General features: G+C 69.9%; 17 protein-coding genes. 8 read left to right on the forward strand and 9 right to left on the reverse strand.

The genetic code is table 11. The features are described from left to right. Positions 1 to 18 precede the first annotated feature (18 nt). The 3 genes from AB0M36_RS08115 to AB0M36_RS08125 all read left to right on the forward strand — a co-directional run bounded on the left by AB0M36_RS08115 (position 19) and on the right by AB0M36_RS08125 (position 2,412). Positions 19 to 912 carry a LysR family transcriptional regulator gene (locus tag AB0M36_RS08115; RefSeq protein WP_364154140.1) on the forward strand — a complete coding sequence of 298 codons (894 nt, stop codon included), beginning with the start codon at positions 19 to 21 and terminating at the stop codon, positions 910 to 912. A 140-nt stretch (positions 913 to 1,052) separates the two neighbouring features. Beyond that, positions 1,053 to 1,913 carry a hypothetical protein gene (locus AB0M36_RS08120; protein ID WP_364154142.1) on the forward strand — a complete coding sequence of 287 codons (861 nt, stop codon included), beginning with the start codon at positions 1,053 to 1,055 and terminating at the stop codon, positions 1,911 to 1,913. A gap of 76 nt (positions 1,914 to 1,989) precedes the next feature. Next, a complete protein-coding gene (locus tag AB0M36_RS08125) occupies positions 1,990 to 2,412 on the forward strand; it encodes a GGDEF domain-containing protein (RefSeq protein WP_364154145.1) in 423 nt (140 codons plus the stop codon). Between the two features lie 472 nt (positions 2,413 to 2,884). On the opposite strand, the gene AB0M36_RS08130 is transcribed toward AB0M36_RS08125, so the two are convergent. Beyond that, positions 2,885 to 3,343 (reverse strand): SUKH-3 domain-containing protein, encoded by a 459-nt coding sequence (locus tag AB0M36_RS08130; RefSeq protein ID WP_364154148.1) that lies wholly within the window; start codon positions 3,341 to 3,343, stop codon positions 2,885 to 2,887. Further along, positions 3,340 to 12,408 (reverse strand): LamG-like jellyroll fold domain-containing protein, encoded by a 9,069-nt coding sequence (locus AB0M36_RS08135; RefSeq protein ID WP_364154150.1) that lies wholly within the window; start codon positions 12,406 to 12,408, stop codon positions 3,340 to 3,342. Before AB0M36_RS08135 ends, AB0M36_RS08130 begins: the two co-directional genes overlap by 4 nt. 258 nt (positions 12,409 to 12,666) lie before the next feature. On the opposite strand from AB0M36_RS08135, the gene AB0M36_RS08140 reads away from it, so the two are divergent. After that, a complete protein-coding gene (locus AB0M36_RS08140) occupies positions 12,667 to 13,695 on the forward strand; it encodes a carbohydrate binding domain-containing protein (protein WP_364154153.1) in 1,029 nt (342 codons plus the stop codon). A 440-nt stretch (positions 13,696 to 14,135) separates the two neighbouring features. Here the strand turns inward: AB0M36_RS08140 and AB0M36_RS08145 are convergent, their stop codons facing one another. From AB0M36_RS08145 to AB0M36_RS08165, 5 genes are all read right to left on the reverse strand, one after another. Next, positions 14,136 to 15,515: an MFS transporter gene (locus AB0M36_RS08145; RefSeq protein ID WP_364154156.1), complete on the reverse strand. Its 1,380-nt coding sequence runs from the start codon at positions 15,513 to 15,515 to the stop codon at positions 14,136 to 14,138. A 49-nt stretch (positions 15,516 to 15,564) separates the two neighbouring features. Beyond that, positions 15,565 to 16,332, reverse strand: a complete 768-nt coding sequence (locus tag AB0M36_RS08150; protein WP_364154159.1) for a glycerophosphodiester phosphodiesterase family protein — start codon at positions 16,330 to 16,332, stop codon at positions 15,565 to 15,567. A gap of 120 nt (positions 16,333 to 16,452) precedes the next feature. Beyond that, positions 16,453 to 16,830 carry an FAD-dependent oxidoreductase gene (locus AB0M36_RS08155; RefSeq protein WP_364154162.1) on the reverse strand — a complete coding sequence of 126 codons (378 nt, stop codon included), beginning with the start codon at positions 16,828 to 16,830 and terminating at the stop codon, positions 16,453 to 16,455. A 57-nt stretch (positions 16,831 to 16,887) separates the two neighbouring features. Next, on the reverse strand, positions 16,888 to 17,199 hold the full coding sequence (locus AB0M36_RS08160) for a MarR family transcriptional regulator (RefSeq protein WP_364154165.1): 312 nt from the start codon (positions 17,197 to 17,199) through the stop codon (positions 16,888 to 16,890). A gap of 326 nt (positions 17,200 to 17,525) precedes the next feature. Further along, positions 17,526 to 18,380, reverse strand: a complete 855-nt coding sequence (locus AB0M36_RS08165) for a DUF4142 domain-containing protein (RefSeq protein ID WP_364154168.1) — start codon at positions 18,378 to 18,380, stop codon at positions 17,526 to 17,528. Between the two features lie 76 nt (positions 18,381 to 18,456). On the opposite strand from AB0M36_RS08165, the gene AB0M36_RS08170 reads away from it, so the two are divergent. The 3 genes from AB0M36_RS08170 to AB0M36_RS08180 all read left to right on the forward strand — a co-directional run bounded on the left by AB0M36_RS08170 (position 18,457) and on the right by AB0M36_RS08180 (position 19,789). Then, positions 18,457 to 18,729 (forward strand): hypothetical protein, encoded by a 273-nt coding sequence (locus AB0M36_RS08170; protein ID WP_364154174.1) that lies wholly within the window; start codon positions 18,457 to 18,459, stop codon positions 18,727 to 18,729. After that, the gene (locus tag AB0M36_RS08175) at positions 18,690 to 19,043 is read left to right on the forward strand and encodes a zinc ribbon domain-containing protein (RefSeq protein WP_364154177.1); all 354 of its coding nucleotides are present in this window, start codon (positions 18,690 to 18,692) and stop codon (positions 19,041 to 19,043) included. The genes AB0M36_RS08170 and AB0M36_RS08175 overlap by 40 nt, the downstream gene beginning before the upstream one ends. Before the next feature lie 542 nt (positions 19,044 to 19,585). Next, entirely contained in the window at positions 19,586 to 19,789 is a 204-nt protein-coding gene (locus AB0M36_RS08180; RefSeq protein ID WP_364154180.1) for a cold-shock protein, read from the forward strand. Positions 19,790 to 20,020: 231 nt separating this feature from the next. Here AB0M36_RS08180 and AB0M36_RS08185 read toward each other — a convergent pair whose 3' ends face one another. Then, positions 20,021 to 20,470, reverse strand: a complete 450-nt coding sequence (locus tag AB0M36_RS08185; RefSeq protein ID WP_364154183.1) for a peptidase inhibitor family I36 protein — start codon at positions 20,468 to 20,470, stop codon at positions 20,021 to 20,023. A gap of 59 nt (positions 20,471 to 20,529) precedes the next feature. Next, positions 20,530 to 21,444 carry a hypothetical protein gene (locus tag AB0M36_RS08190; protein WP_364154186.1) on the reverse strand — a complete coding sequence of 305 codons (915 nt, stop codon included), beginning with the start codon at positions 21,442 to 21,444 and terminating at the stop codon, positions 20,530 to 20,532. 147 nt (positions 21,445 to 21,591) lie between these two features. Here AB0M36_RS08190 and AB0M36_RS08195 point away from each other — a divergent pair, with 147 nt between their 5' ends. Beyond that, positions 21,592 to 25,311: a hypothetical protein gene (locus tag AB0M36_RS08195; protein ID WP_364154189.1), complete on the forward strand. Its 3,720-nt coding sequence runs from the start codon at positions 21,592 to 21,594 to the stop codon at positions 25,309 to 25,311. The last annotated feature ends 147 nt before the right edge of the window (positions 25,312 to 25,458 follow it).

Raw genomic sequence — 25,458 nt, forward strand, 5'->3', positions numbered from 1 at the left:
CGCGGATAGGGTCGGTGCATGGCTGACGAGCGGATGACCGGAGCAGATTTGGACCGGCTGCGGTCGTTCCGGGTCCTCGCCGAGGAACTGCACTTCACCCGGGCCGCCGCCCGCCTGCACCTGACTCAACCGGCGCTGAGCCAGCAGGTCCGGGCGCTGGAACGCCAGCTCGGTGCCGAACTCGTGCGCCGCGACGCCCGCGGTTGCACCCTGACCGAGGTGGGCCACCTCGTCGCCGCCGAGGCGCAGCGCCTGCTGGCCGACGCCGACGCGGGTGCCGCCCGGATCAGGGCGGCTGTCGGCGGGCTCGATGGGCGCCTGCGGCTGGCGTACACCCGGTCGGCGCGCGGGGGCCGGGTCGATGCTTTGATCGCCCGGTTCCGGGAGATGTATCCGCAGGTCGAGCTCGTCGCGGAAACGGCTTGGACAGCACCGAATGTGGCCGGCCTGCTCGTCGGGCGCTACGACGTGGCGTTCGTGCGCACCCCGATCGAGGAGCCCACGCTGACCTGTCGGCACGTCGACCGCGAGGAGCTGCTGTTGGCCGTGCCGCAGCGGCATCGCCTGGCCGCGTGTCGACGCATCCAGCGCAGCGACATCGTGGATGAACCGGCGGTGATGTGGCCACGCGAGAACGGCCCTGGAATGTACGACCGCATCATCGCGCAGGTCTGGCCGCACGGCGGCTTCCGTCTGGTTCACCACGAGCCCGACGACGAACAACTGCTGCTGGCCGTGGCCGGGGGCAAGGTGATCGCGGCGGTGCCGGCGGGCCGCGCCCGGGCGTTGACCATGCCGGGGGTACGCCTACGCCGGTTCGCCGCCCCTGTCCCCACAGTGGACACCGCCCTCGCCTACCAGACGAATTCCACCAACCCTGCTGTGCGCCGCCTCGCCGCCTTGTTGGCGTAGGACACGGCCGCAGGTGCGACTCGTCGAATGAAGTAAAGACGAGGAGCGCGTCGCCGGCGACGACGTGGTTCAGCAGTTCAGCAGTAGCGGCCTCGTTCGCGGGCGCCGTTGACGGACCGATGACGAAGTGGGGAGATGGCATGGCGCAGTCCGGAAATGGCAGCGGTGTGCAGGTATGGAGAGTGGTCGTACTCATCGGAGCCGCGGGGACCGCGGTAGGCCTGATCGGGAAGGTCCCGTGGCTGGGCTTGGTGGGCGGTTTGTTGAGCATTATCGGCGCACCGGGGCTGTTGGTCGCGCGGCGCGCGTCGGCACGCTCCGCTGCCGTCGGGGCGCGCGAACCGGGCACCGTGCGGCCCGGGTCCGAGCCGGCCCGGCCGGGCCCGGCACGCACCGCGCGGCGCCGGCCGGCGCGGGTGTGGGTCTGGGTGGGTGCCGCGGTTGCGGTGGCGATAGGAGCGGCAGTGCTGCTGGTCCATCCGTGGCGGGATGACCAGTCGGCCAAGCCGGAGGCGGCCGGAATGCCGCTGAATTTCTACCTGGTGCAGGACGTCAGGCAGGGCCCGTGCGGGTCGGGTCCGGCATCGACGCCTGTCCCGGGGGGTACGTCAGCGACGGGGGCCACCGCCTCCACCGGTGCCTCCCCGTCAGCGCTGGAGTACACCGCGTTCGGCGGCAGCGAATGCACGCGAGTGTCGGCCGACGGCGGGTTCGCGGTGCGGCAACTGGAGCAAGTGCGGGTGCGCGACGAGACGGACCAGGGAAACGATTGGACGGTGGCGGTGACTTTCGCGAGCCAGGACGCCGCCCGGTTCGCCGACCTGACCGGGCGTCTGAGCGTTCTACCCCAGCCCCGCAATCAGCTCGCCATTGTCATGGGCATGCGCATGCTCAGCAATCCGACGGTCGAGGAACGAATTACCGGCGGCAGCGCAGTGATCGCCACTCGTCTGACCCAGGCCGAGGCCAAAGCCCTGGCCAGCGAATTGGGCGCGCGTTGAGCGACGGTCCGGTGAGCTGCTCCTGCTGATCGTCGAGCAGCGCGACGCTGGAAAAGGTTTCCGGTATCGCGGGCGCATGATGGTCTCACGCCATCGCTGTCAGGGCGTCCGTCCCGGACCGGGCCCAGTCCGAGAATGCGTTCTGATCCGGCTGGTATCCCTTGCCCTGGAGGGGGTCCACAGAGGAACAATCGGCTCGGTCCGCCGCCGACGGTGCCTGCGGCGACGAGCGCTCGCTGCGGTAGGCGAGGAGTTCGTCCTGGTCCTGCCCGGTGTCGACGCCGACGAGTCGGTGCGGCGCTGCGAGCGGCTGCGCCGCTCGATCGCCGGGCACGCGTGGCGCCCGATCACCGGCGACCTGCCGGTCACCGCCAGCATCGGCGTCACGACCGTGGCGGACGGCGCCAGCACGCCGTCGGCATTGCTCGCCGCGGCGGACCGGAATCTGTACGCGGCCAAGCGCAGCGGCCGCAACCGGGTCGTGGCCGACCCCGCCTGAGGGGACCGGCGCAGTACCTCCCGACGCCCGGCCATTGCTGCCCTGGCCGCTCAGTGCGTCGGGGCCTTGGGCGAGGTGTTCATATCTGTGGCAGCGCAGCAGGCGCACGTGGGATGGAGCCACCGCCACTGAAGGGCTTCCTGATGCGCTGGAGTGGCGAAGATCTGCCCGGGGCGCTCAGCTGAGCGTTGGATCGGTGTCCGGCTCTGCCGGGTAGTGTTCTGGGTCCGGCGAGTCGGTGACACGGTGGTGGGCGGCCTCTGCCGTGGTGGCGAGCCGCTTTTGAACAGGGTCGTGGTGAGGTCGGGGACGGGTGGCGTCGACGGCGCGGATGCGGGCGGTTGTGGCGAGTACGGCGTCGGCTAGCTCTTTGATGCCGGTGTTGAGGCGTTGTGCGCGGCCCGGCGCCCCCCGCCATACCCGCTACCAGGCCGATCTCGCTGCAAGACGCAATCCGCGCCTTCGTTGATCTCTAGAAGAAGGTTTTGTCCCAATCGTCGGCGAGCAGCGCTTGCACCGTTTCCTCGAAGCCGTTTGCCACCTTCTGCAGACCGGCGTCGCCGCCGAAAAGTATTTCGCCGTTTTCTGCCAACAAGACACGCTCTTCCGTCATGAAGACCATACCCACAGGCAGCAACGGACGACCCAGCCGCTTGGAGTAGATCCGAATGTTCCGGATCGGTGCTTCGAGAGCATCTTCGACAGTCGTGGTGAGCTCGTTGTCATCGCCACCATAGGTCGCGGGCCATGACACCGTTATCTCTCCGTACCGATTGACGAACTCTAATAGCCAAGGGGTTACTGCGTAGCCGGCCGCCTCGTACTTCCGGCACGCACTCTCTGAGTCAACATGGCCGAAGTGAATCCGTGCCGGCGGTCTGACTATCCGCTTCAACGCTGCCTCGCGGGGAGATGCCGATTCGTTTGTCATCCTGTGAGCACCTTATTCACTGCGCCTGGAACCCAGGATGCACAGTTTAGACACATTGGAAACTTATCACCCTTGGGGTTCAGCGTGATCATATCAAGATTGGCAAGGTCGGCCCCGTCGGCACGGGCATTACTGCACATCCGCACCTCGGCACAAACTCCCGGCGGGCGGCCTCCCGCATGCAGGGACTTACTCGGCAGCAGACCGGTAACGTCAGGATGCAGCCCTACCGCGGGTCCACTCTCACCGTAGTAAACGATCCCCGTCGTTCGATCTCGACCGACGCTGAATGCGCCCGGTAGCACTTGATCGTCATCGAGGGAAGCCTTGACGGCTTTGATGCGCTCTTTCCCGATCGTCGTCAGCGATTTCTTGATCTCTGCATCGGTCTCGCAGGCACCACAGGAGCTGCCGGCGCTCGAGTTGGTCCGGCCGCTCGGTGGGTCGGCACCGGGAGTGGAATGTCTCGGCGGGGCGGCCTTCGCCGGGGACGGGTCCTGGCCGCGGGGAAGGGGACGGTCGGGGCCGCCCGTGGTGGCGGCGGGCTTCCCGGCGGAGGTGACCCGGCCGGCCCGTTCGGCGTCGCGCCCCACTTCGGCCGCGCGTTCGGCGGGACGGCCGGCGCGGAGCGCCTTGTAGCCGCGCTTAAGAAGCTTTCCGGCCCGGGTGAAGATGCCGAGCGCGGGCACTGCCGTGAGAGCGAGGTTGACCACGCTCCAGGCGCATGAGGAGATGTCGTGGTCGTGGAGGCATCGGTGGAGATCCCCCGCGCCGGTGATTTCGACGGCGGCGTCGACGAGGTTGCCCGTGAATTCCCCCAGCGGGCCGCAATACTGGCAGTCGGGAAATACGTCCGCCACCCAGTCACCAGCGGTCACCTCGCCGTCGCCGTCGGTGTCCGGGTCTTTGTGGGGACCCACGAGGCTCCGCTCCGGACTCCCGCTGCAGAGTGGGCCGAAGATGCAGCGGCCGCTGCTCATCGACGCCGTCCCTTGCCTGGTCGCTGGGACTTTTGCGTCGCGTATCCGAGCGGTGGCTTTCACCACCTTCCGGGTGGCGTTGGCGACCACGACCACTCCGGCCCGGACGGCCGCCCTGAACACTCGCTGGGCCTGCTGCTTGGCCTGGCTGACCGCCTGGGTCACTGTGGCTTTGACCCTCACGGCGGCCTTGAGGACCGGCTTGACTATCGGCTTGAAGACCTTCGTGACCGCCTTGAACGCCCGCTTGACGAACTTCGGCCAGTGCCCGGTCGGGTCGGTGGTGAGCAGTGGTGAGTTGTCGGCGTAGGCGAAGCGGTTCGCCGAGATGGGGTTGGGCACGGGGCTGTTGGCAACCGAGTCGCGGCTGTCGAACTGGCCGGTGTCCGGGTTGTACCAGCGGGCGAGCATGTTGACGCGGCCGGTGCCGCTGTCGGTCCACTCTTGCTGGTAGCCGAGGGAGCCGCTCATGGTGCTGCTGTTGAGGACCTTCCCGAGCGGGTCGTAGGTGGTGGAGCCGGTCAGGGTGGTACCGGTGCCCGTGAACTGGCCGACCTGGTCGCTGTGTTGGTCGGTCCAGGAGTACCGGGCCGTGCCGGCGGTGACGGTGCCGAACAGGTCGTCGGCGGGGTCGCGGAGGTAGCCGGAGACGCCGTCGGAGGCGAGGGTGTTCCCCAGCCCGGAGTAGCTGAAGCCGGCGCGCATGACCCGGCCGAGGGCGTCGTAGCCGTACGCCTGGGTCTGCCCGTTGGCGGCCTGCTGGTCGATGATCTGCCCGAAGGCGTCGGCGTGGGTACGCGTGGTAGCGCCCGCTTTGACGGTCTCGGCCAGGTTGCCGCGGGCGGTGTACGCGTATTGGGTGCCGTCGCTGGAGGACAGGAGCTGGTCACGGGCGTCGTAGCTGAGGGTGCGGTCGCCGATCCTGGTGCGGTTGCCGGCGGCGTCGTACTCGTACGCCACCTCGGTGACGCCGTTGTCCCAGGAGGTGAGCTGGTCGGCGAGGTCGTAGGTGTATGCGTTTTCCGTGGTGGTGCGGCCGAAGCCGGTGGTGGTTTTGTCGGTCACGTTGCCGGCGACGTCGTACAGGTAGTCGATGGCGGCGACCTCTGCGCCGGCGGGGGTGTGCATCTGGTCGCGGGAGAGGCGGCGGAAGGCGTCGTACTCGAAGGTGCGGGTGTTGCCGCCGGCGTAGCGGATGGCGGTGGGCTGCGACAGCGCGTTGTAGCCGTACGTCGCGGACAGTCCCGCTTGGGTGTTGGCCAGCGTGCCGAGGCGGCCGGCGACGTCGTAGGTGTAGGAGGTGGTGCCGGCGGTGTCGGCACGTGAGATGGGTTTGCCGTCGGGGTTGTAGGCGAAGGTGGCGTCGCCGGACGGGCCGGTGGTGGTGCGCAGCAGGCCACGGTCGTCGTAGGTGAAAGTGTTGGTGCCGCCTGGCGCGGAGGCGGAGGTCATCCGGTTGTCGGCGTCATAGCCGAAGACCCGGTCGGTGGTGGCGACCTCGGCGCCGGTGCCGCTCTGCCGAATCAGGTTGCCGGCCGGGTCGTACTGGAAGGCGGTGTTGACGTTGCCCGGCGCGCGTTCGCCGACCAGCTGACCGGCCGCGTCGTAGCTGCGGGTGAAGGTGCGGTCGGCCGGGTGGGTGAAGCGGCTGGTGACCGGCTCGATCACCGACTCGGGCAGGTTCAGGCTGTTGTAGGTGGCGACGAACGCGTGTCCGCGCCCGTTGGTGTAGCGGGTGCGGTTGCCGAGCACGTCGTAGCCGAAGCTGGTCTGGATGGCCTGGGTGGCCGACATCGGCTGGCGTTCGGCGGTGAGCTGCCCGGCGGCGTCGTAGGTGAAGGTGGTGCGGGTGCCCCGCTCGTCGACCGACGCGGTGCTCTGGCCTGCCAGGTCGTACTCGGTGAAGGTGTCGGCCAGGTATTTGCCGGTGGCGGAGAGTTCCCACGTCTTGACCGGGCGGCTGGCGGCGTCGAAGAGGACACCCGTCTCGGTGCCGTTGGGCAGGGTCGTGACGTCCTGGCGGCCGAGTTCGTCGTAGTACAGCTTGGTGACGCTGCCCGCGGCGTCGGTGCTGGTGACGACCTGCCCGACGGCGTTGTGGGTTTGCGAGGAGGTGACGCCGGCCGGCGACTTCACCGCGGCGGCCCAGCCGCCGGCGTTGTAGCTGTAGGTGGTGGTGTGTGCGGCGCCGTCCTGCCGGACCGCCGCGGTGCTGGTGAGGACGTGACCGAGGTAGTCGTAGGTCGCGGCGGTGACGCTGCCGCCGGGTGTGGTGGTGGAAAGCCGGTCGCCGAGCAGGTCGTAGGTGTGCCGGGTGACCCGCTCACCCGGTTCGGTGCGGGATGCGACCCGGCCGAGCTGGTCGTAGGCGTAGGAGGTGGTCTGGTTGAGTGCGTCGGTCACGGTGCGCAGCTGGCCGAGTTTGTCATAGGTACGGGTGAGCTGCGGCGTCACCGGGGTGTCGGCGCCGGGTGCGGTGTAGTTCGGCAGCCGGGTCGTGGTCACCCGGTCGGCGTTGTCGTAGGTGTGTGCGGTGATCAGGCCGGCCGGGTTCTTCTCCTCGACGGCGTTGCCGAACGTGTTGTAGCCGGTGGTGGTGGTGGGCCGGGTGCGAACCGGTGCGCCGCCACCGGTTTCGGTCTGCACGGCCGGGGCGGCCACGACGGTGAGCCGATCCGCCTCGTCGTAGGTGTAGTCGGTGGTGTCGCCGTTCGGGTCGGTGGCGGCACGCACCAGCCCGCCCTCGTCCACCCGGTAGGAGGTACGGATCACCCGGGCGTCGCCGCCGGGGCCGTCGCCGTCGCGGGCGGCGGTGACCTCGGCAGCGGTCAGGGCCTTCTGATAGAGCTGGACGTCGTCGATCTGGCCCTGCCAGAAGTCTGTGACGGTGCCGTTCCACCGGCCGGCTCCCACGGTGAGCCCGCCGGAGGAGGCGAACGGGTGGGCACCGGTGTCGGTGTCCTCCGGCGCGCCGTTGACGTAGAGCCGCATGGTGGCGCTGCTCGCGTCGTAGACGCCGGCCAGGTGGGTCCAGGTGCCGGTGGCCGCCGTCGAGGTGGAGGTGGACGCAATCGCGGTCGGCGCGCTGGAGTCGAACTGGCTGGTGATGAACTGCCACCGGTTGATGGTGGCGTCGTAGCGCAGCTGGAACGGGCTCTGCTTGCCGCCGTCCGCGCTGACCGCCTGGCGGGTCCGGCCGGTCGCGTCCAGCTTCACCCAGGCCGCGACGGTGAAGCTGCGGCTGCTGTCGACCGGGGTCGCCGCGCTGGTCAGCCGGGCGTCAGTGCCGGTGAGCGTGGCGGCGCCGCCGCGTTCGGCGGAGAAGGTGACCCCGCCGGTGGGCGTGAGCGCGCCGTTGCCGACGTCGTCGGTGGCCCGGCCGTCGGTGAGCCCGTCGAGCCGCCAGCGGGCGGCCCGGTCGGCGCCCTTGAGCCACAGTGCTTCGGAGATCTGGTTGCCGGCTGCGTCGTACGCGTACGAGATCCGCTCCTTGACCGGGCCGGTGCCGACCCGGCGGTTGGTGGCCATCAGCGCGTCGTCGTCGCTGTACTCGTACTGGGTGATGCGGTTGACGCCGGCCGGGTCCACGGCCGATGCGGTGGTGCGCCCGGCGGCGTCCACGGCATGGGTGGTGAGCGTGACGCCATTGTTGGTCTTCTGCGAGGTCAGGTTGCCGTTGGGGTCGTAGGTGTTCTGTTCCTGCACGAAGGCGGCGCCGGTAGCCGGGTCGCGGCGGGTGATCGTGGCAGTGAGCCCGTTGTCGGTGTACGTGTACGCGGTCACCCAGTTCATCGCGTCGACGTCCGAGGCGAGCCGGCCGGCCGGGTCGTACGTCTTGGTGCTGATGGTCAGGTCGCGGGCCGGCGACGGGTGATTCGGGTCGCCGGTCCAGCCCACCATCGTGGTGCTGGTCAGCTGCCCGTTGAGGTCGTAGGCGTTGCGGGTCACATCGCCGTCGGGTTCGGTCTCGGTCAGGATGTGGCCGAGCACGTCGTAGGTGTAGCGGGTCTGGTTGCCGGAGCTGTCGGTGACGGTGGAGTGCTGGCCATGCTCGTTGTAGGCGTATGTGACGGTGCGGGGGGCGTCGCCGCCGGTCTTGTCGACAGTGCTCTGCTCGACGACGAAGCCGTCGGAGTCGTAGACCAGGGTGGTGGACGCGGTGTGCACCACGCCGGTGACCTTGTTGGTGACTGGCGGCTCGGTCTTGCCGGTCACGCGGCTCAGCGCGTCGTAGCCGTAGGAGGTGGTGCGCCCGCCCGGGAAACTCGAGGTGGTTGCGGTCTCGGCGGTCAAGCGTCCGGCCCGGTCGTAGACGTAGGACGTCACCTTGCCGGTGGCCTCGGTGACGGCGGCGACGTCACCGGTCCGGTAGTAGGTCGCGCTGCGGCGGGCGCCGCCCGGCGTGGTGACGGCGGTGGGGAGCCCGGCCGGGACCAAGCCACCGCCGACCGCCGCGCCGGTGCCGTCGGAATACGTGATCCGGGTGATGCGGCCGAGCGGATCGGTGACCGCCGTCCGGTTGCCTTTCGCGTCGTAGGTCAAGGTCGTCAGGTAGCGGTCGTCGGTGGCCGACGAGGACCGTCCGTCGCGCACGGTGAGCAGGACGTCGTTGCGGGGGTCCGGGGTCAACGTCGTCGAGGTGGCGTCCGGGTAGTAGGTGTAGTAGACGGTGGAGCATTTACCGGCGGCCTGGTTCTGGCAGGTAGTGGAGGACACGATATTGCCGCGTACGTCGTGGTCCTCGGTGGTGACGTGGCCGTTGGGGTCGGTGGTCGTGCGCAGGAAACCGCCGGTGTCGTAGCCGTATCGGGTGGTCTTGCCGAGCGCGTCGGTCGAGGAGACCTTGCGGTCCTCGGGCAGCTCGTAGACGTCGGTGAGCCACTTGCCGTTCGGGTCGGTGGTGATCACCGTCCTGACCGGCTGCCCGGTCGACTTGGCGCGGGCGCCGAACTGTCCAGCGGCCTGCGCGGCCGACAACTCTGAGCGGTAGTAGGCGAACTCGGCGATGTGCCCGGGGAAGAAGCCGTTGGTGCGGTCAGCGGCCGGCGACGGCCAGTTCAGCGTGGTACCGGCCCCCACGTAGGCGTGCAGGGCGGTGGACGCATCGACCGTGCGGTTGGCGGTGCCGACCGCGGCGCCGTCCAGATAGAGCGTCTGCATGTCGGCGCCCGCGGCGAGCGCGACGTGGTGCCACTGGCCGTCGTTGACGGTGCCGCCGGTGGTGATCGGGGTGGCACCGTCGCAGTAGCAGAACTGACCGCGCAGCTTGCCGTCGGCGCCGACGTAGAGCGCCGGCACCCAATTGTCGGCCTCTTTGTCCGGGGCGTCCCAGATCTCGTGGGACTGGAAGGAGTACAGCACCCCGCCGGTGCTGGCGCCCGCGTTCATCTTGAACCAGAGACCGACCGAGACCGGCCCAGCCTGCGGAACATTCGCGCCGGTGAGACCGACGTGCGACGCTTCACCGTCGAAATAGGCGACCGGATCGTCGAGCGGCCCACCACTGCGGCCCAGCCCCACAGAGCTGTACCAGGACGGGTTGCCGATCACCTGATTGACCGGCTGCCAGGTGCCGGACTCGGCGAACCGCAGGTAGTCGGTGGGCCGGGCGGCCAGCACCGACGCCTGGTAGATCTTGCTGGAGCCCGAGACGCTGGGCTTGCCCAGCCGCCACACACCGCCGTTGGAGTCGGTGACCGCGCTGACCGTGCCATCGGCCCGGTCGTAGTCGATCGCCGTCGTGGCGTTCCCGGACGGGCGCAAGATCTTGACCACGGGATGCGAATCGGTGGTGCCCGCGCGGTGCATGGTGGCGATCTCGTCGGCGGTCAGCGGCCGCTCGAACCGGGCGGCCTCGGCCAGCGAGCCCTTGAAGAAGCTGGGGGCGGGGGCCGTCGACGGCTGGTCCGGCCAGCCGCCGCCGTTGAAGCCGGCGCCGAGATAGCGCCGGCTGCTGCCGGTCAGTCCGGCGATGCTCACCGCCGCGGTCTTGGTGCCGACCTCGGCGCCGTCGAGGTAGAGCCACTGCTTGCCGCCGCCGGCGACCAGCGCCACATGGTGCCACTTACCGTCGTTGACCGCGCCGGTGGTGGCGATCGTGGTGGTCGTTCCGGTCCAGAAGCCGCCGTGCAGCCGTCCGCTACCGCCGATGTAGAGAGCGGGCGTGTAGTGGTTGCTGGTGGTGGCCTGGGTGATCGGGTCGGCAGAGTAGCCGAACAGGACCCCCCGGTCACCGGGGTTCGCCCTGAACCACAGCGCCACCGATTGCACGCCGGTAGCGGCGTCGAGCGCGGCCGGAAGTTCCACCCGCGACGAGGAGCCGTTGAAGCCGGCCGCGGTGGCCGTCGCGCCGACCAGCGGTCCCGGCTGCCCGAGACCGACGTCGGTGTACCCGGCGTTGTCGACGCCCTGGTTCGTGTGGACCGCGCTGACCGCCGTGGCGCCGGAGGCCTCGGCCAGCCGCCAGTACGACTGCGGGCCCGCGTTGCCCACGATCGACGGGTATTGCGAGGCGGAAGTGTGCTGGTAGACCGTGCATTTGTCGCCGTTGCCGGGCGGGCAGACCTGACTCAGCTCGTCGTCCGGGCCGTAGTGGTAGGTGTGCGTGAAGCTGGTCTTCGGGTCGTCAGGGTCGAGCCGCTCGGTGCTGACGTACTGCACGTGCCAGCGACCCGACCCGGTGTGCGTCCAGTCGATCCACAGCCGCCGGCCGGACGCTGCCGTCACCGACTCGGCGCGCCCATCGGCGTACTGCAACGTCAGCACCCGGCCCTGCGCGTCGGTGATGGCGGTGATCCGGTACTGCGCCGAGCCGGCGCCCAGGCCGAACGTGTAGACGGCGCCGTCCTTGTCGACCAGCCGATACCCGCCGCTGATCGCGGTGAGCGTGGCGAACCGGCCGATCGGTGCGAGGAATGCGCCGTCCGGATTACGGCCGAAGCCCACCTCCTGGCCGTTCGGGTAGGTCACCACCACGCCCTGCAAACTGCCCGCCCGGTCGCGGACCTCGGTGGCCTTGGCGTCCAGCACGCTGGACCAGCCACCGCCGAACGCGGTGTCGCGACGCACGTCGAGGGTGTTGTAGAAGCGGTCCAGCGTGAGCGAGGGGCCCACCGTCGGGACGTCGACGTCAGTGACCGTCCTGGTGAAGTTGCGGGTGGTCGGATCGAAGCCACGCCCACCGTTCTGCGACAAATCGGTAGTAACCAGCGATTGCGGGAAGCGCGGCAGGAGGCTGTTGAGCTGCTGGGAGCTGCTGGTGGCCGCGCCGTCGCTGGCGGTCACCGTCCAGACGTAGCTCTTGCCCCAGCGCAATACGCCCGCCGGCACCGTCCAGTTTCGCGCCGCGATGGCCCCGGACTGCCCGACGACCGCCCCGGCGGCGTCATGAACGGTGAACGAGTACCGGATAGCCGATGGTCCGCCGTCCGGGTCACTAGCCGTGGCCAGTAGCTCGGGGGTGAGCGTGGGCACGGCTGCGCCGCTGGCCGGATGTTGCGCGTCGATCTGCGGGGCGACGTTGCCGGCGAAGGTCGCCTGCGCCGCGGGATCCTTCCGCGGGTTCGCGGAACGCCGCCACGAGCCGTCCGCGGCCTTGACGTTGACCGACTCGGGAAACACCTTGCGTGTGTAGGACCCGTCGCGGTTGCGGTACACCTCGCTAGCGGCGCTGCCCCGCTCGGGAAGCAGCGTGCTCGTACGCGCATCGAAGCTCTTGCCGGCCACGGTGCGCGGCGTCGTCGACTGTTTCACCGGGCGCCGCTCGGGTATGTGCGGCGGCAGCGCTCCGATGCCCTTGCCCGGAGCCCGCCCGGTACCGCCGCCGACCCGGGTCGCGTCAGCCGAGGCTGAACCGGCGCGCAGCGGCCCTCCGTCGCGCTGCTGCGGCAGTGGGGGCTGAGGACGATCCGCCCCCGGCGGTGGAGGCCGCAGATGTGCCTTCAGCGACGCCAACGCCGCGAGCAACGACGGTCCGCGCTCCAGTTCGCTGGCCACTTGCAGCGGCACGGCGCCGCTGACGACCAGCGACATCGAGACGAACGCGCCCAGCACTCGTCGTCCGAACAACGGTGATCTGGCGGCCATGGCACCCCGTTCGTGGGTCACGCAACCGCACGTACACCGATGCGCGTTGCTCTCAACGCTTTCAGCGCACCGGGACGTGACGCTCCGATGCAGACCGCCACAGTGGATCAGCCCCTACGCCGTCCAGGTAGTGTCCGGATCCTGCCCGTACTGTCCGGAACAGTGTCGAACGCGCCGGACAGCAGTCCGCCGTCGTTGGTGCCGGGCGAACAGCCCGCGTTCCACAAAGGACCGACAAGATAAACTAAGGTCCCTGCCGTGACCCGAAAGATGAATGCAGTTCACGGCGCTGGGTCTGCCGGGCAGGCTGCACATACCCCGGAAGATTTCGTCGCCGAGCTGCGCCGACTGCGCACGCAAGCCGGCGATCCGTCGTTTCGGCAGCTCAGCCGGATCGCTCAGAAGCGGATCACCGATACGCCCGGTGAGAACCGGATGGAACCGCTACCACCGAGTACCACCTCCGAGGTGCTCTCCGGCAAGCGGCTTCCGCGGCTGCCCCGCCTGGAGTTCGTCGAGTCGTACGTGACGGCCTGCCTGAGCGCGAGCGGTCTGGACGAGCCGGCCCTCAACGCCGAGGTGGCCCGGTGGCGCGAGTTGTGGCGTGCCGTGGCGGCACCGGAGAGGCTGGCCGAGCCGGCAGGTGCCGGACGGCCGGATCGGTCACCCCCGCGCCGTCCGCTGACGCTGCTGGTCGTGGTCTTCGTCGCGGGCCTGGGCGGCGGCATCGCGGGCACCCTGGGATGGACCCGCCTCCAGCTGTCCGCAGCGACCCGGACGGCGGTCGCCGAGCCCAGCGCCGAGGCACCCGACGTCTGCCTGCCGCCAGCGACGGCACTGCCCCAGGGCCAGGACGTCCTGCAGCTACCACCCGCAGGGCAGCGGGCCGGCTCCTGGTGGGTCAACGAAGCCCGTGCCGCCGCGCTCAGCACCGACGGGCGCCAGTTCCGCGCCGACGTCACCGCGGGCACCTCACGCCCGGGCGACGTGATCATCGTGAAGAGCGACATCGCGCTGGTCCAGGGCCGGTCCTACGCCCTGTCCTTCGCGGCCGCCGCCGATCGCGCCACCACCATCCGGGTCCGCGTGCAAGACAGCCGACCGCCCGCCTACCAGGACTCCTACGACCGAGAGGTGTCGGTGGACCAGAACACCTGCCTGCACCGGTACCAGTTCGTCGCGAAGAAGACCAGCGCCCACTCCGAACTCACGTTCCAGGTCGGTGGGCGCCCCCACGACTTCCGCCTCGAGGTCCGCGACACGTCACTGACCACGACCCTGGACTGACCAGTCGAGACGCCGCGGCAGAGACGTGTTCGATACGACGGGAGCACGGCCGATGGCGGTGGCCGTGGTCCCTCGAGGCTGCTGCCCGCCCGCGTCGACCGCCTGGTTGCTGTCACAGCGGGACGTGTCGGACGTGCGTCACCGGTCTGCCTTCGACCCAGAGGTCGGCTCCTGCGCGACGGTGGGCCCGCCAGTGCCTGCGAGAAGCCCTGGACCCATCGGAACCGGGCGACGACGGTACGGCTTGGTGGCGCGCTCAGCCGATCAGCCGCAGTACGTCTTGGCGACTCCGATCGCCGCGACTGCTTCCCCGCAGCACCCACTGAGGTGCGACGTCGGGCCGGGCGTCGATGGTGGTGGGGGATCAGGTGTCGTGTCCGGGTCGTGGGCCTCCGGCGTCAGGAGCGCGCGCCCCCATCCGGGCATTGTCGACAGCGCTGTCAGAGCACCCGTGGCGGGGTGTTGCCCGCGGCGACGATGGCCCGGCGCATCGGTACCGCCGCCAACAAGGTGAACCCGATCACGAAGAAGATCAGCAGGGAGACCAGGCCCACCCGGTAGCTGGCGGTGAGTTGGAACACCAGCCCGAACGCCAGCGGCCCCAACCAACTGGTGCCCTTGTCGCTGATCTCGTAGAAGCCGTAGTATTCGGCCTCCTTGCCGACCGGGATCAGCTGGGCGAACAGTGACCGGCTCAGCGCCTGGCTGCCGCCGAGTACCAGCCCGATCGCCGCGCCGAGCACCATGAACGGCACCGGCGCCTCGGCCGGAAGGCGGAATGCCGCCACGATCACCGCCGTCCACAGCACGAGGCTCAGCAGCACCGTCTTGTGCGCCCCGATCCGTGCGGCCAGCCCGCCGAGCAGCAGCGCCCCGCCGAAGGCCAGGAACTGCACGAGCAGGATCGTGACAACCAGCGTGGTCTGGTCCAGGCGCAGTTCCTCGGTGCCGTACTGACTGGCCAGCGCGATCACCGTCTGGATGCCGTCGTTGTAGACCAGGAACGCCAGCAGGAAGAACAACGTCAGCGGGTACGCCCGCATCGCACGCATGGTGCCTCGCAACTGCCGGAACCCGTCGACCAGTACGCTATCGCGCCGCTCGGCGGCCTCCGCGCCCGGACGTTCCCGCAGCCAGCGCAGCGGCACCAGGGTGAACAGCGCCCACCACAGCCCGGCCGACACGATCGACCAGCGGGCCACGTCGAGTGTGCGCTGTGCGTCGCCGTCCACGGCGAACGCGCTGACCGCGGCCAGGTTGCCCAGCAGCAGCAGCCCTCCGCCCAGGTAGCCGAGCGCCCAGCCGCGGCTGGAGATGGCGTCGCGCTCGTTCGGGCCGCCGAGCTGGGGCAGGAACGAGTTGTACACCACCACCGCGGCGCCGAAGGCGATGTTCGCCACCACGAACAGCGCCCCGCCCAGCAGGTACCGTTCGCCGGTGACGAACACCATCGCCACAGTCGCCCCGGCACCGGTGTACGCCGCGACGGCGAGCAGCCGCTTCTTGTGCAGCGACCGGTCGGCGACCGCCCCCATGATCGGCAGCACGAACACGGTCAGGAACACCGACAGCGACACCAGATAGGGAAAGTACGACCCGGCGGCCACCGAGATGCCCAACGGATGAACCGATCCGGCGCATTCGTCGGCGCCGAGCGGGCAGCCGGCCGCCTGTTCGGCGACGCTGGTGAGGAACGGACCCAGGAACACGGTGATCACCGTGGTGGAGAATGCCGACATCGCCCAGTCGTAGAAGTACCAGCCGGTGCGTTCGGCGCGGGTGCTGCGGCCCGGGGTGGCGTCGGTGATGGACGCGGCCATGCGGGGTCCTCGTCTTCGGACGGCCGGCGCGGCCGGCAGGGGCGGTGGGTCAGCCGGGCCAGTGCCCGCGCTCGGCGTACACGTCGCGCAGCACCTCCAGGTGATCGGTCATGATGCCATCCACGCCGAGATCCAGTAACCGTCGGATGGTCGCGGCGTCGTCTACCGTCCAGACATGTACCTGCAAGCCGAGCCGGTGCGCGGCGCGCACGAAACGCCGGTCGACCACCGGCACCCCGGCGTGGCGCAGCGGCACCTGCGCGGCCACCGCCCCCACCGGCACCCGCATCGGCAGGCCGGTCAGTGACGTCACCCGCAGCCGGGCCACCTCCCGCATGCCCAGCGACGTGGCCACCTGCGGGCCGGCCAGGGCGCGTAGCCGTGCCAGCCGGGCGTCGCCGAACGAGGTCAGCAGGACCCGTCGCTCGGCGCCCGTGCGGCGCACCACCTGCACGGTGGCCTGCTCGGCCCCGTCGGCCTTGACGTCGATGTTGAACCGTACGCCGGGCCACGCGGCCAGGATCTCCTCGAGGCGTGGCACCGCGGCGGCGCCTCCGACACGTACGGTGGCCAGGTCCGCCATGCGTAGCGCGGCCACCCGCGCCGGCTGCCCGGCGACGCGGGCGAGGGAGGGGTCGTGCACCACCACCGGCACCCCGTCGGCGGTGGTGTGCACGTCGGTCTCGATGTACCGGTAGCCCATCGCCACGGCCCGGGCGAACGCCTCGGCGGTGTTCTCGTCGCCGGCGGCGGCCCCGCCGCGGTGGGCGAACGCCAACGGCGTCGGGGCGTCCAGGTACGGGCACGGCTGCGACATGCGGGCACCCTACGCGGCCGACGCCGTGCCGTAGTCGGCCGGTCGGGGCGGACAGGGACCGACCGCTAGGCAGTGTCGTCGAACGAGCCCCGTCCGACATGCTCTGACGCGTGTCCGCCGCTATGAGCCGACTGACGCCGAGTGGGACTCATCAATGCCCAGCCGGCCGGTCAACGGCAGGACGTGGAGTGCTTCTCCAGCCGCCCGCCGTCCGGTGTCGTAGGCGCCGGGGACCGTGGTGGGGTCGGTGATGCTGGTCGCCTCACCCGCGAGGAAGACGACGCCGTCGACCGGTTGCGCGAGTGCTGCCGCGGCGTTGGCCACGCCCGGCGTGACGAAGCTGCAGGCACCCCGGGTGTAGGCGTGCGTGGTCCAGTTGTGCAGGGTCGTCCGGACCGGGCTCAGCGGGTGGTCCCGGGTGACGAGGCGAAGGGTAGCCCCCGCCGCACGCCGTCCGGATCTGTGAGATCGACAACGCTCGCTCGAACGGACCTGCAACTAGATCAAGCCTGATCCGCCCAGTCGGATGCGCACCCGCTAGCTGTATCTGCCCGATCAGTCGGTGAACAGGTTGAGCAGGTCGCCGATGTGCCGGTCCGCTTCGGCGGGGTGGCGGAACCGACCGGCGCCGTTAACGGTGTACTGATTGCGGCGCCCGACGCGCTCACGAGTAAGGTATCCGTCGGTTTCGAGGTCCGTGACGATGGCTTGCGCGGCGCGTTCGGTGATGCCGATCGTGTCGGCAACATCGCGCAGGCGCACGGTGGGGTCGCGGGCGATGGCCAGCAGTACGTGGGCGTGGTTGGTCAGAAAGGTCCACGTCCGCACGCGCGATTCCGAGCGCTTCACCGCTTCCGGCACCGACATCTCTCGCCCCCATCTCCGCCCGTTCCCGATCAAGTCACCCGCGTGAACGCGCACGACCAGACGAGAATGGCACATCGTAGGTTATGGCGACTTGGAAGGCCGGCTTCCCTTTTCACCTTCCCAGGCAGCTTCACGCACGAAGCACGATTCGTGGATACTCAAATCCAGCGAGGGAGAGAACTCGAACATCGTAGGCGTGACCGTCAGTCCGGGCCCGGGTTCCGACGGTGCAGCCATGGACGGATGATTGCGTCCAAGATCGTCCTGCCTCTACCTGCATGGCCAAGACCGCCGAGCCCGGAGCCCAGCAGACCCGGGCAGGCGAATCAGGACTCGAAGTACCGGCCCTGTTGCCGTCGGTAACGCCGCCTCGGAGCCTGCGACAGGCGTCGCATCGCGAACACCGTTCCGGCCACGCTGACCAGCACGGCGGCGACAATCAGTAGCATCGATGTGCCGGTTATCGGCGATGGGGTCTCGGAGTTGTCTGTCGCCGCGACGCGTACAGCGCTCGCCGACCCACCGTTACCAGCTGCAGGCGGCGGTGCCGTCGGCAGCGCGGCGAAGTTCACGATGCCGCTGCTCTCCAACAGGGTCATATGCGTCATCACGAACTGGTTGGTGCGCTGCGCCAGTTTGCGGATCGTGTCGTTGCGGGTGCTCGCCCGGATCGTCGCGATGGCCGGGAAGATCTTGCCGTGAGCGGCGCGGAGCCGGTCGATGTAGATCTTGTCGAAGTCAGTGCCCTCGGCGTTGCCCATCTCGTCGAGCCACCCCTGCTGGTCCGCGTTGGGCTCGTCCGGCAGAGCGATGTCCAGCTTCTTCGCGGCATCACGTACGAACTTGTCCAGAATCTGGTGCTGAGCCGCGATTTCGCGCCCGATGGACTGGATCCGGGGGTCGTCCGACCTCTGCTGCGCCATCTCGCCCGCGGGAATCTCCCACAACCCGGCGAGGCGAACCTTCGTCGCGAAATCGCGGTCGGCGTCCGAGAGGTCGCCTCTGCCGCGGTCGCTCAGCAACCCGTTCGGCGGCGCGGGAACGCCGGGCTCCGCCCGCGCGCCCTGTGGATCGAGCAGGACCGCTGCGACGACGAGCATCGCCGCACCCGAGAGCCAACGACGCCACGACAACATCCCCGGGACGGCCAACACGTGAATCTCCATTCGTGAATTCACCATCTATGCAGGCTGAAGTACGTACGCCAGCCCGCTCGGGATCAACCCATGTCAGAAGTAGTTGCCAGAGGCAGGGGACATGACGAGGTCGCCTGCCAGCGGACGGCATGCAACGACGCCTCGCCCGGAGCTGAACCGGCAGGTCACCTTCTGCACAGGCGGGGCACTACGCCCAGAACGCCATGAGGCGTGTCATCACCCGCCGCGGCGGGTGCACGGCGCGCCTGCCCCGGATCTGGCCGAGGTCGTGGCGAAGGTCAAGGCGATCGCGCAGATCGGCTACAGCACCAACCCCGGCGACGCCCTGCGCGCGTGGGTACGACGCCGGGCGCGCGCACCCCGGCGCTGGTGAGCGAGTCTGACTATCTCCGAACGCAGCAGGTCACCGCCCTGGCGGCGCCGGAGGACGGCACCACAGACCCGTATCAGCTGACCGGTCTGGTGATATGCGGACTGTGCGGGCGCCGCGCCGAAGGGCATTGGGCGCATGGCCGGGCACGCTATCGGTGCCGGCATGGCTACACCAGCCCGAGCGATGCCCACCTCGAGCGGCCGAAGATTTGGTACGTGCGGCAAGACCAGATCGTCGCGCAAGCCCGCGTCCAACTCGCACACCTGCTCGATGTCGGCCCGGAAGATCTGACGCCGCGAGAGCTGGACCGATAACTCCGCGCCAAGGGGATCACGATCGTCTGCACGCCGGTCAGCATTACCCTCGACACCGCAACGGGCCCGCTCCCGAAGAGCATTGTCAGTCGAAGCGGGGAGTCCGGTCACCTCGTTCTGGCTGGGTCAGCTCTGCCGCGACCGCACCGGTGCGCGTCCTGCACTGCAGCGTAGAGCGCCTCCTCGCTCTCGAACCACGCGGAAGTGGCTCTCCAGAACTCGTCGCGCGTCATGGAACGTCGGGACAGGAATTCCCGGAACTCGACGCGAAGCCTGTCTACGCCTTCTGGCCCGCCATTGATCAGGCTGCTGCGCAGCATCGGCCGCGCTCCGGCCAGTTCCTCGGAGAAGTACCCCGTGAGCAGATCGGTTACTGCCGGCGGCAGCTCGCAGAGGCAGCGGCCCAGCCGGCTGACCGGGCTGACGAAGACGCGTAGGAGACCCTCATGAGCGGGCGGCTGTGGTGCCGTTTCGGTCGACGCGCCTGCGCACCAGGCCGATAATTTACCGCGCATGAGGGCGCTGGATGTACCGTGGCAGCCATGACTACAGGCACCGTGAAGTGGTTCAACGCCGACAAGGGCTTCGGCTTCATCACCCCCGACGACGGCGGCGCAGACGTTTTCGCCCACTTCTCCGCAATCGCGACGAGCGGCTACCGCAGCCTCGACGAGAACCAGAAAGTCGAGTTCGACATCACCCAGGGTCAGAAGGGCCCACAGGCCTCGAACATCCGCCCGCTCTGATCCACACTCTGCGAACGGCGGTCCACTGAATCGGTGGACCGCCGTTTGGCGTTCCCGGCCCGTGGTGGTGACGAGGTCCCGCTTAGCCGGTTCTGCCCGCCGGCCGACGCCGCAGCCGCCCACGCCGACCTGGTCGGACGCCGCTCGACCGGCAAGCTCCTTCTCGGCCGCGCGTCTGACGAGGCGCCGGTTCCGGGAACCGGCGCCTCGTCAGGGTCATTCACACCGGCGTCAGCGCCCGCACTGGGTGCTGGTCCATCGGAAGCTGGCGATCTCGTTGTTCGTGCTCAGATACTTGCCGTCGGCGGGACCCCAGGTGAAGTAGTAGTTGCTCAGGTTGTCCCAGTAGTCCCCGGGGGCGATGCAGGCCCACGCGCCGCCGTGGTTCGGGTGGTAGTACAGGTTGGCGTAGTTGCCGTGCGCGCTGTTGTTCTGCACCGACGAGGCCCGGTTGCGGAAGTTGCCGCAGTTGTCGCCCCAGTTGGTGTCCGAGTTGAACCATCGGCAGCTGGCACCGCCCTTGTAGGGCAGGTCCCAGGCATAGAAGTACCCGTCGCCGAGCAGCTTGGCGCCGGCCTGAGCCGGTGTGGTGGCCGGCTGGGCGTGTGCCGCGGTCGGAAGGCCGACCAGCAGCCCGGCGGCGATCGCCGCGCCGGCCATGAGGCCTCGGATTCTCTTCATGTGATCCTCCTGAATGGTGTGTCACCGTGACGGATGGCCACGGAGTCGTGGGTCCCCGGTCAGCTGGCCAGAACGATGGCTCTGGCGCCGGGGAGCGCGTCGTGCCGCAGCCGTCGCCGGTCGGCGATGTCGGCCGCGTACCGCGCATCGACCTCTTGGGCGTACCTGCGGTCGAGCTCGGCCGCGGTGGCGGTCAGGCCCGTCCGGTCGGCGCAGGTGGCCTCGGTGACCGCCAGGGCGACTTCCCGTTCCCGCGGCATCGGGGGATCCGCGGCGAGCACCGCGCCGAGGGTCTGAGCCGGGGAGTCGTACGGCTGGCCCGCGTCGGTCATGCACCGGCCCCACGCGGTGACCCCGCGCTGGTAGCGGGCGTCGCGATGCACCATGTGAATGCGGAGATCGGCCAGGTTCTCGGTCACCCGTTCGACCCGGTACCAGGTCTGGAGGTCGCCGTAGAGCACGCGTTGCGCCTCCGAGGTGCAGCTGTCAGCGCTGCGCCGGGTGGTGACCCCGGACGGGAGGACGGCGCTCAGGTCGGTGCGTGCGCCGGGAACGCCGTTGAGCGCGGACAGCGCGGCAGCGCGAGCCGGCTCCGGCATTCCGTTCAGGCGTTTCGTGTTGGGCTGCGTTCGTACCGCCATCTCCTGCTGCCGGCGCAGATCCGTGCCGTACCCGTGCTTCCGCGCCCACTCGACGTCGTCGACGACGTGTGGAAAGTCCCGGTACTGCAGGTGCGCGGGGCGGGCGACCGCCGTGTACTCGAACCCGCGCCGTCGCATGCAGTCGCGGATCAGGAGTTGCTCGGCGCGATCCAGCAGATCTGATTCGCTGGTGGTGAGGTCGCCCACGACCGTCGAGGGCGGGGCCCCTCCCGGCGGGTTCGGCTTCGGGCTGCGGCAACCGGTGATCAGAAGTGTCGCGACTACCGCGATGGCCACCGTCGGCCGGCGGATACCCCCTGGCCTGATCGTCACGTTCATTGCTCCCTCCGCGTCTTGGGCTCTGTTTCTAGCCACAGGGGAGTTGTCTGGCCCCTGCTCGGGGTCGTCAGACAAACAACGCTGGACAACGCAGTGACAATGGACGATGGATGCCGCCGGAGTGACTGGGGGAGGTCGGGGATGCCGAGACCCGAGCGACCGTTGGACGGGAGGGAGGGCCCGGCCGTGCAGCTGGCGGCCGAGCTGCGGCAACTGCGGGAGAAGGCCGGCCGGCCGGGTTACCGGCAGATGGCGGCGCGGGTGAACTTCTCGGTGGCGACGTTGTCGGCGGCGGCGTCCGGCCGGCGGCTGCCGACGCTGGAGGTGACGCTCGCGTACGTGGCCGCGTGCGATGGTGATCGCGCGGAGTGGGTGCGGCGCTGGCGCGAGGCGGAAAGGCTGAGCGTGGCGCCCGCCGACGACCCGGCGGTCGCGTACGGCGGTCACACGTCGCCGTACCTGGGGCTCACGACGTTCCAGCCCGAGGACGCGGAGTTGTTCTTCGGGCGGGCCGCGTTGGTGGCCGAGCTGGTACGCCGCCTCGGCGAGCGGCGGTTCCTGGCGGTGTTCGGCCCGTCCGGTGCGGGCAAGTCATCGGTGGTCCGGGCAGGGCTGGTGCCGGCCGTGGGCGGGTCCTCAGTGGTGTTCACGCCGGGCGTGCATCCCATGGCGGAGCTGACGGTGCACCTGGCGCGGCATGCCGGCGTGCCGGCCGGCGGGCTGCTGGACGAGTTGCGCGCGGACCCGAGCCGGGCGTCCCTGATGGTCCGCCAGGGCCTGCCGGGCACACCGGGGGACGGTGATCTTCTGGTTGTGGTGGATCAGTTCGAGGAGGTCTTCGCAAGCTGCCCGGACCCGGCCGAGCGGGCGGATTTCGTCGATGCACTGCTGGCGATGTGCCGGGAGCCGGACGGCCGGGCCCGGGTGGTGCTGGCCGTCCGGGCCGATCATTACGCCCGGTTCACCGAGCTTCCGCAGCTGCTGGCGGCGTTGGCGGACGCGCAGGTGCTGATCGGTGGGATGAGCCCGGCGGAGCTGCGTGAGGCGGTCACCAAGCCGGCCGAGGCCCGCGGTGCCCGCGTCGAGGGCGCTCTGGTGGCCACGATCGTCGCGGAGGTGGCCGACTCGCCGGGTGCCCTCCCGCTGGCCGCGCACGCGTTGCGGGAGGCATGGCACCGTCGTCAGGGCGCGATGGTCACGCTGACCGGTTATCAGGCGACCGGCGGGGTGGCTGGCGCGGTCGCCCACACCGCGGAGCAGGCGTACGAGCGGCTCTCCGAGCGGGAACGCGACGTCGCACGGCGGGTGCTGCTGCGGATGGTCGACGTCGGGCAGGACGGGTTGATCACCCGTCGCCGGTTGAGCCGGGCCGAGCTGGCCACGATCGAGCATTCGGCGGCGGTGGTCGAGGCGTTCGTGGACGCGAGGCTGGTCAGCACGGACCGCGACACCGTGGAGGTCGCGCACGAGGCGCTGATCCGAGGGTGGCCGCGGCTGCGTGGCTGGGTCGAGGAGAGCCGGGCCGGGCTACGGCTGCACCGCCAGCTGACCGAGGCGGCCGCGGTTTGGGCGGCGCTGGGTCGCGACGAGGGCGCGCTGTACCGGGGGCTGCGGTTGTCGGCGACAGTGGAAGCCACGAGGGCCGAGGTCATCGACCTGACCGGCGCGGAACGGGAGTTCCTGGAGGTCAGCCGGGAACGGCAGGCCCGGGAGACCCGGTCGCGTCAGCGACGCGTGCGGCTGGCGCTGATCAGCCTGGCTGCCGGGGTGACAGTGACGAGCCTGATCGCGGTGCTCGCGTTCCGGGAGGCGAACCGGGCCAACGACGAGCGTGAGCGTGCCCTGTCGCACCAACTGGTGGCCAACGCCCGTGATCAGTCGCAGGTCGATCAGGAACTGGCCGTGCTGCTGGCCCGGGCGGCCTATGACACCAAACCGACCGCCGAGGCCGCCGCTGTGCTCCGCCGGGCGGTAGTCGACTCCCGGATGCGAGCGAGGCTCGTCTCGGGACAGCAGCAGGTCTTCGGCGTGGCCTACAGCCCGGACGGCCGGCGGGTGGCCAGCAGCGGCGCGGACGGCACTGTCCGGGTCTGGACGTTGATCGGCCCGGACACGTTCGCGGAACCACCTCGCATCCTGCGTGACCACAAGGGCTACGTCCGGGTCCCGGTGTTCAGTGCGGATGGCCGCTATCTCGCGGGCAGCGGGGTCGACGGTCTGGTGACCGTGTGGGACCTGACCACCGGCGCGCCTCCGCTCGTGCTGCGCGGTCACGGCGGAGAGGTGTCGGCTGTCGCGTTCAGCCCGGACGGACGACTCGTGGCCGGCGCCGGCAACGACGGCACCGTACGGGTCTGGGATCGCACGAACGGGAACCCGCGACCTGTTCGGGCCCTGCCGCTCGGCGGAGGTCCCGCCCGGGCGGTGGCCTTCAGCCCAGATGGCGTCCATCTCGCCGCCGCCGGCGGCGATGGACCGGTCGTCGTCTGGAAGCTGAGCACGACCAAGCCACCCGTGGTGCTGAAAGGGCACGAGGACACCGTGTGGAGCCTCGCTTACAGCTCGGATGGGCGCCGGCTCGCCAGCGCGAGCGCCGACCAGACAATCAGGGTCTGGTCCACCACCGGTGGCGGGCCGCCGGTGGTCCTTCGCGCCGACGACGGCACCGTCGAGACCGTAGCCTTCAGCCCGGACGGCAAACGGGTCGCCAGCGGCCACAGCGGAAGCGACACCATCCGGGTGTGGGACGCGGCGACCGGTGACGGCGAGGATCCCCTGCTGCTGCACGGTCACAACGGACCGGTGTGGAGCGTCGCCTTCAGCCCCGACGGCCGCCGGCTGCTCAGCGGCAGCGGCGACGGCACGCTGCGGCTCTGGGATCCGACGTACCCCGGCGATCCGCAGGTCCTCGACGGTCACCGTGGGCCCGCGTGGAGCGTGGCGGTCAGCGCCGACGGGAACACCATCGCCAGCGGCGGCGCCGACCACACGGTCCGCGTGTGGCGGGGCCCGTCCCGGACCAACCCGTTGGTGCTCAAAGGCCACGGCGACGAAGTTCTCTCGGTGGCGTTGACCGCCGACGGCGCCCGGGTGGCCAGCGCTTCGCGCGATCGGACCGTACGGGTGTGGGACACCCGCAGCGGCGCCCCCATCGCCGTTCTGAAAGGTCACACGAAGACTGTCTGGGGTGTCGCCCTCAGTCCCGACGGGCGGCGGGTGGCCAGCGGCGGCGCCGACGAGGCGGTGCGGATCTGGGACGTCGGCGGTGCGGGCCCGCCCGTCGTGCTCAAGGGACACGAGGCATCCATCCGGGGGATCGCGTTCAGCCCGGACGGCCGGCAGGTCGCCAGCACGAGCCAGGACACCACGGTGCGGGTATGGAGCGCCGACGGCCGCGGAGATCCGGTCGTCCTGCGAGGGAATCCCGGCCTGGTCTGGACCGTCACGTACTCCCCGGACGGCCGGTCGATCGCCACCGGCGGCGACGACGGCAACATCAGGATCTGGAACACGACCGGGAAGGAAGCGCCTCGGATCCTCCGCGGACACCGAGGGCCGGTCTGGAGCGTGGCTTTCCGTCCAGATGGCCAGCAGATCGTCAGTGCCGGACATGACAGCAGCGAGCGAGTTTGGGACACGGCCACCGGTGACGAAGTCGTATCGCTCCACGGCCACGGCACCTTCGTCGAACAGGCCCTGTTCGGCCCCGACGAAACCCTCGTCTCGGCCCACGGCGACGGCACCGTCCGAGTGACCCGATGCGCGGTCTGCAGCCCGATCAACCACGTCCTGGAGCTCGCGGACGCCCAGGTCACCCGCCCGCTTAGCGCCGACGAACGTCGCCTCTACCTGCACGAATAGGTCCACGTAGCGCGGCCCGCAGCGGGCGGGGCCGGTGAACAGGTGGGTACGCGGGCCGAGGCGCTGGGCGGCATCCAGGTTCCCGGCGATGTCGTCAATGAACAGGATGCGGTCGGGCGTCAGGCCGAGCCGGTCGCAGCACCGAAG

Origin of the sequence: Actinoplanes sp. NPDC051346 (genome assembly GCF_040682215.1) — a bacterium.
In the GTDB taxonomy this organism is placed as follows: Bacteria; Actinomycetota; Actinomycetes; order Mycobacteriales; family Micromonosporaceae; genus Actinoplanes.

What these genes read in the sequence shown, in the direction of transcription:
- AB0M36_RS08165 (WP_364154168.1), bottom strand. Translation starts at nt 18,380, where the DNA reads ATGGTGAATTCACGAATGGAGATTCACGTGTTGGCCGTCCCGGGGATG.
- AB0M36_RS08180 (WP_364154180.1), top strand. Translation starts at nt 19,586, where the DNA reads ATGACTACAGGCACCGTGAAGTGGTTCAACGCCGACAAGGGCTTCGGC.
- AB0M36_RS08145 (WP_364154156.1), bottom strand. Translation starts at nt 15,515, where the DNA reads ATGGCCGCGTCCATCACCGACGCCACCCCGGGCCGCAGCACCCGCGCC.
- AB0M36_RS08130 (WP_364154148.1), bottom strand. Translation starts at nt 3,343, where the DNA reads ATGACAAACGAATCGGCATCTCCCCGCGAGGCAGCGTTGAAGCGGATA.
- AB0M36_RS08170 (WP_364154174.1), top strand. Translation starts at nt 18,457, where the DNA reads ATGACGAGGTCGCCTGCCAGCGGACGGCATGCAACGACGCCTCGCCCG.
- AB0M36_RS08160 (WP_364154165.1), bottom strand. Translation starts at nt 17,199, where the DNA reads ATGTCGGTGCCGGAAGCGGTGAAGCGCTCGGAATCGCGCGTGCGGACG.
- AB0M36_RS08115 (WP_364154140.1), top strand. Translation starts at nt 19, where the DNA reads ATGGCTGACGAGCGGATGACCGGAGCAGATTTGGACCGGCTGCGGTCG.
- AB0M36_RS08120 (WP_364154142.1), top strand. Translation starts at nt 1,053, where the DNA reads ATGGCGCAGTCCGGAAATGGCAGCGGTGTGCAGGTATGGAGAGTGGTC.
- AB0M36_RS08150 (WP_364154159.1), bottom strand. Translation starts at nt 16,332, where the DNA reads ATGTCGCAGCCGTGCCCGTACCTGGACGCCCCGACGCCGTTGGCGTTC.
- AB0M36_RS08125 (WP_364154145.1), top strand. Translation starts at nt 1,990, where the DNA reads ATGATGGTCTCACGCCATCGCTGTCAGGGCGTCCGTCCCGGACCGGGC.
- AB0M36_RS08135 (WP_364154150.1), bottom strand. Translation starts at nt 12,408, where the DNA reads ATGGCCGCCAGATCACCGTTGTTCGGACGACGAGTGCTGGGCGCGTTC.
- AB0M36_RS08195 (WP_364154189.1), top strand. Translation starts at nt 21,592, where the DNA reads ATGCCGAGACCCGAGCGACCGTTGGACGGGAGGGAGGGCCCGGCCGTG.
- AB0M36_RS08185 (WP_364154183.1), bottom strand. Translation starts at nt 20,470, where the DNA reads ATGAAGAGAATCCGAGGCCTCATGGCCGGCGCGGCGATCGCCGCCGGG.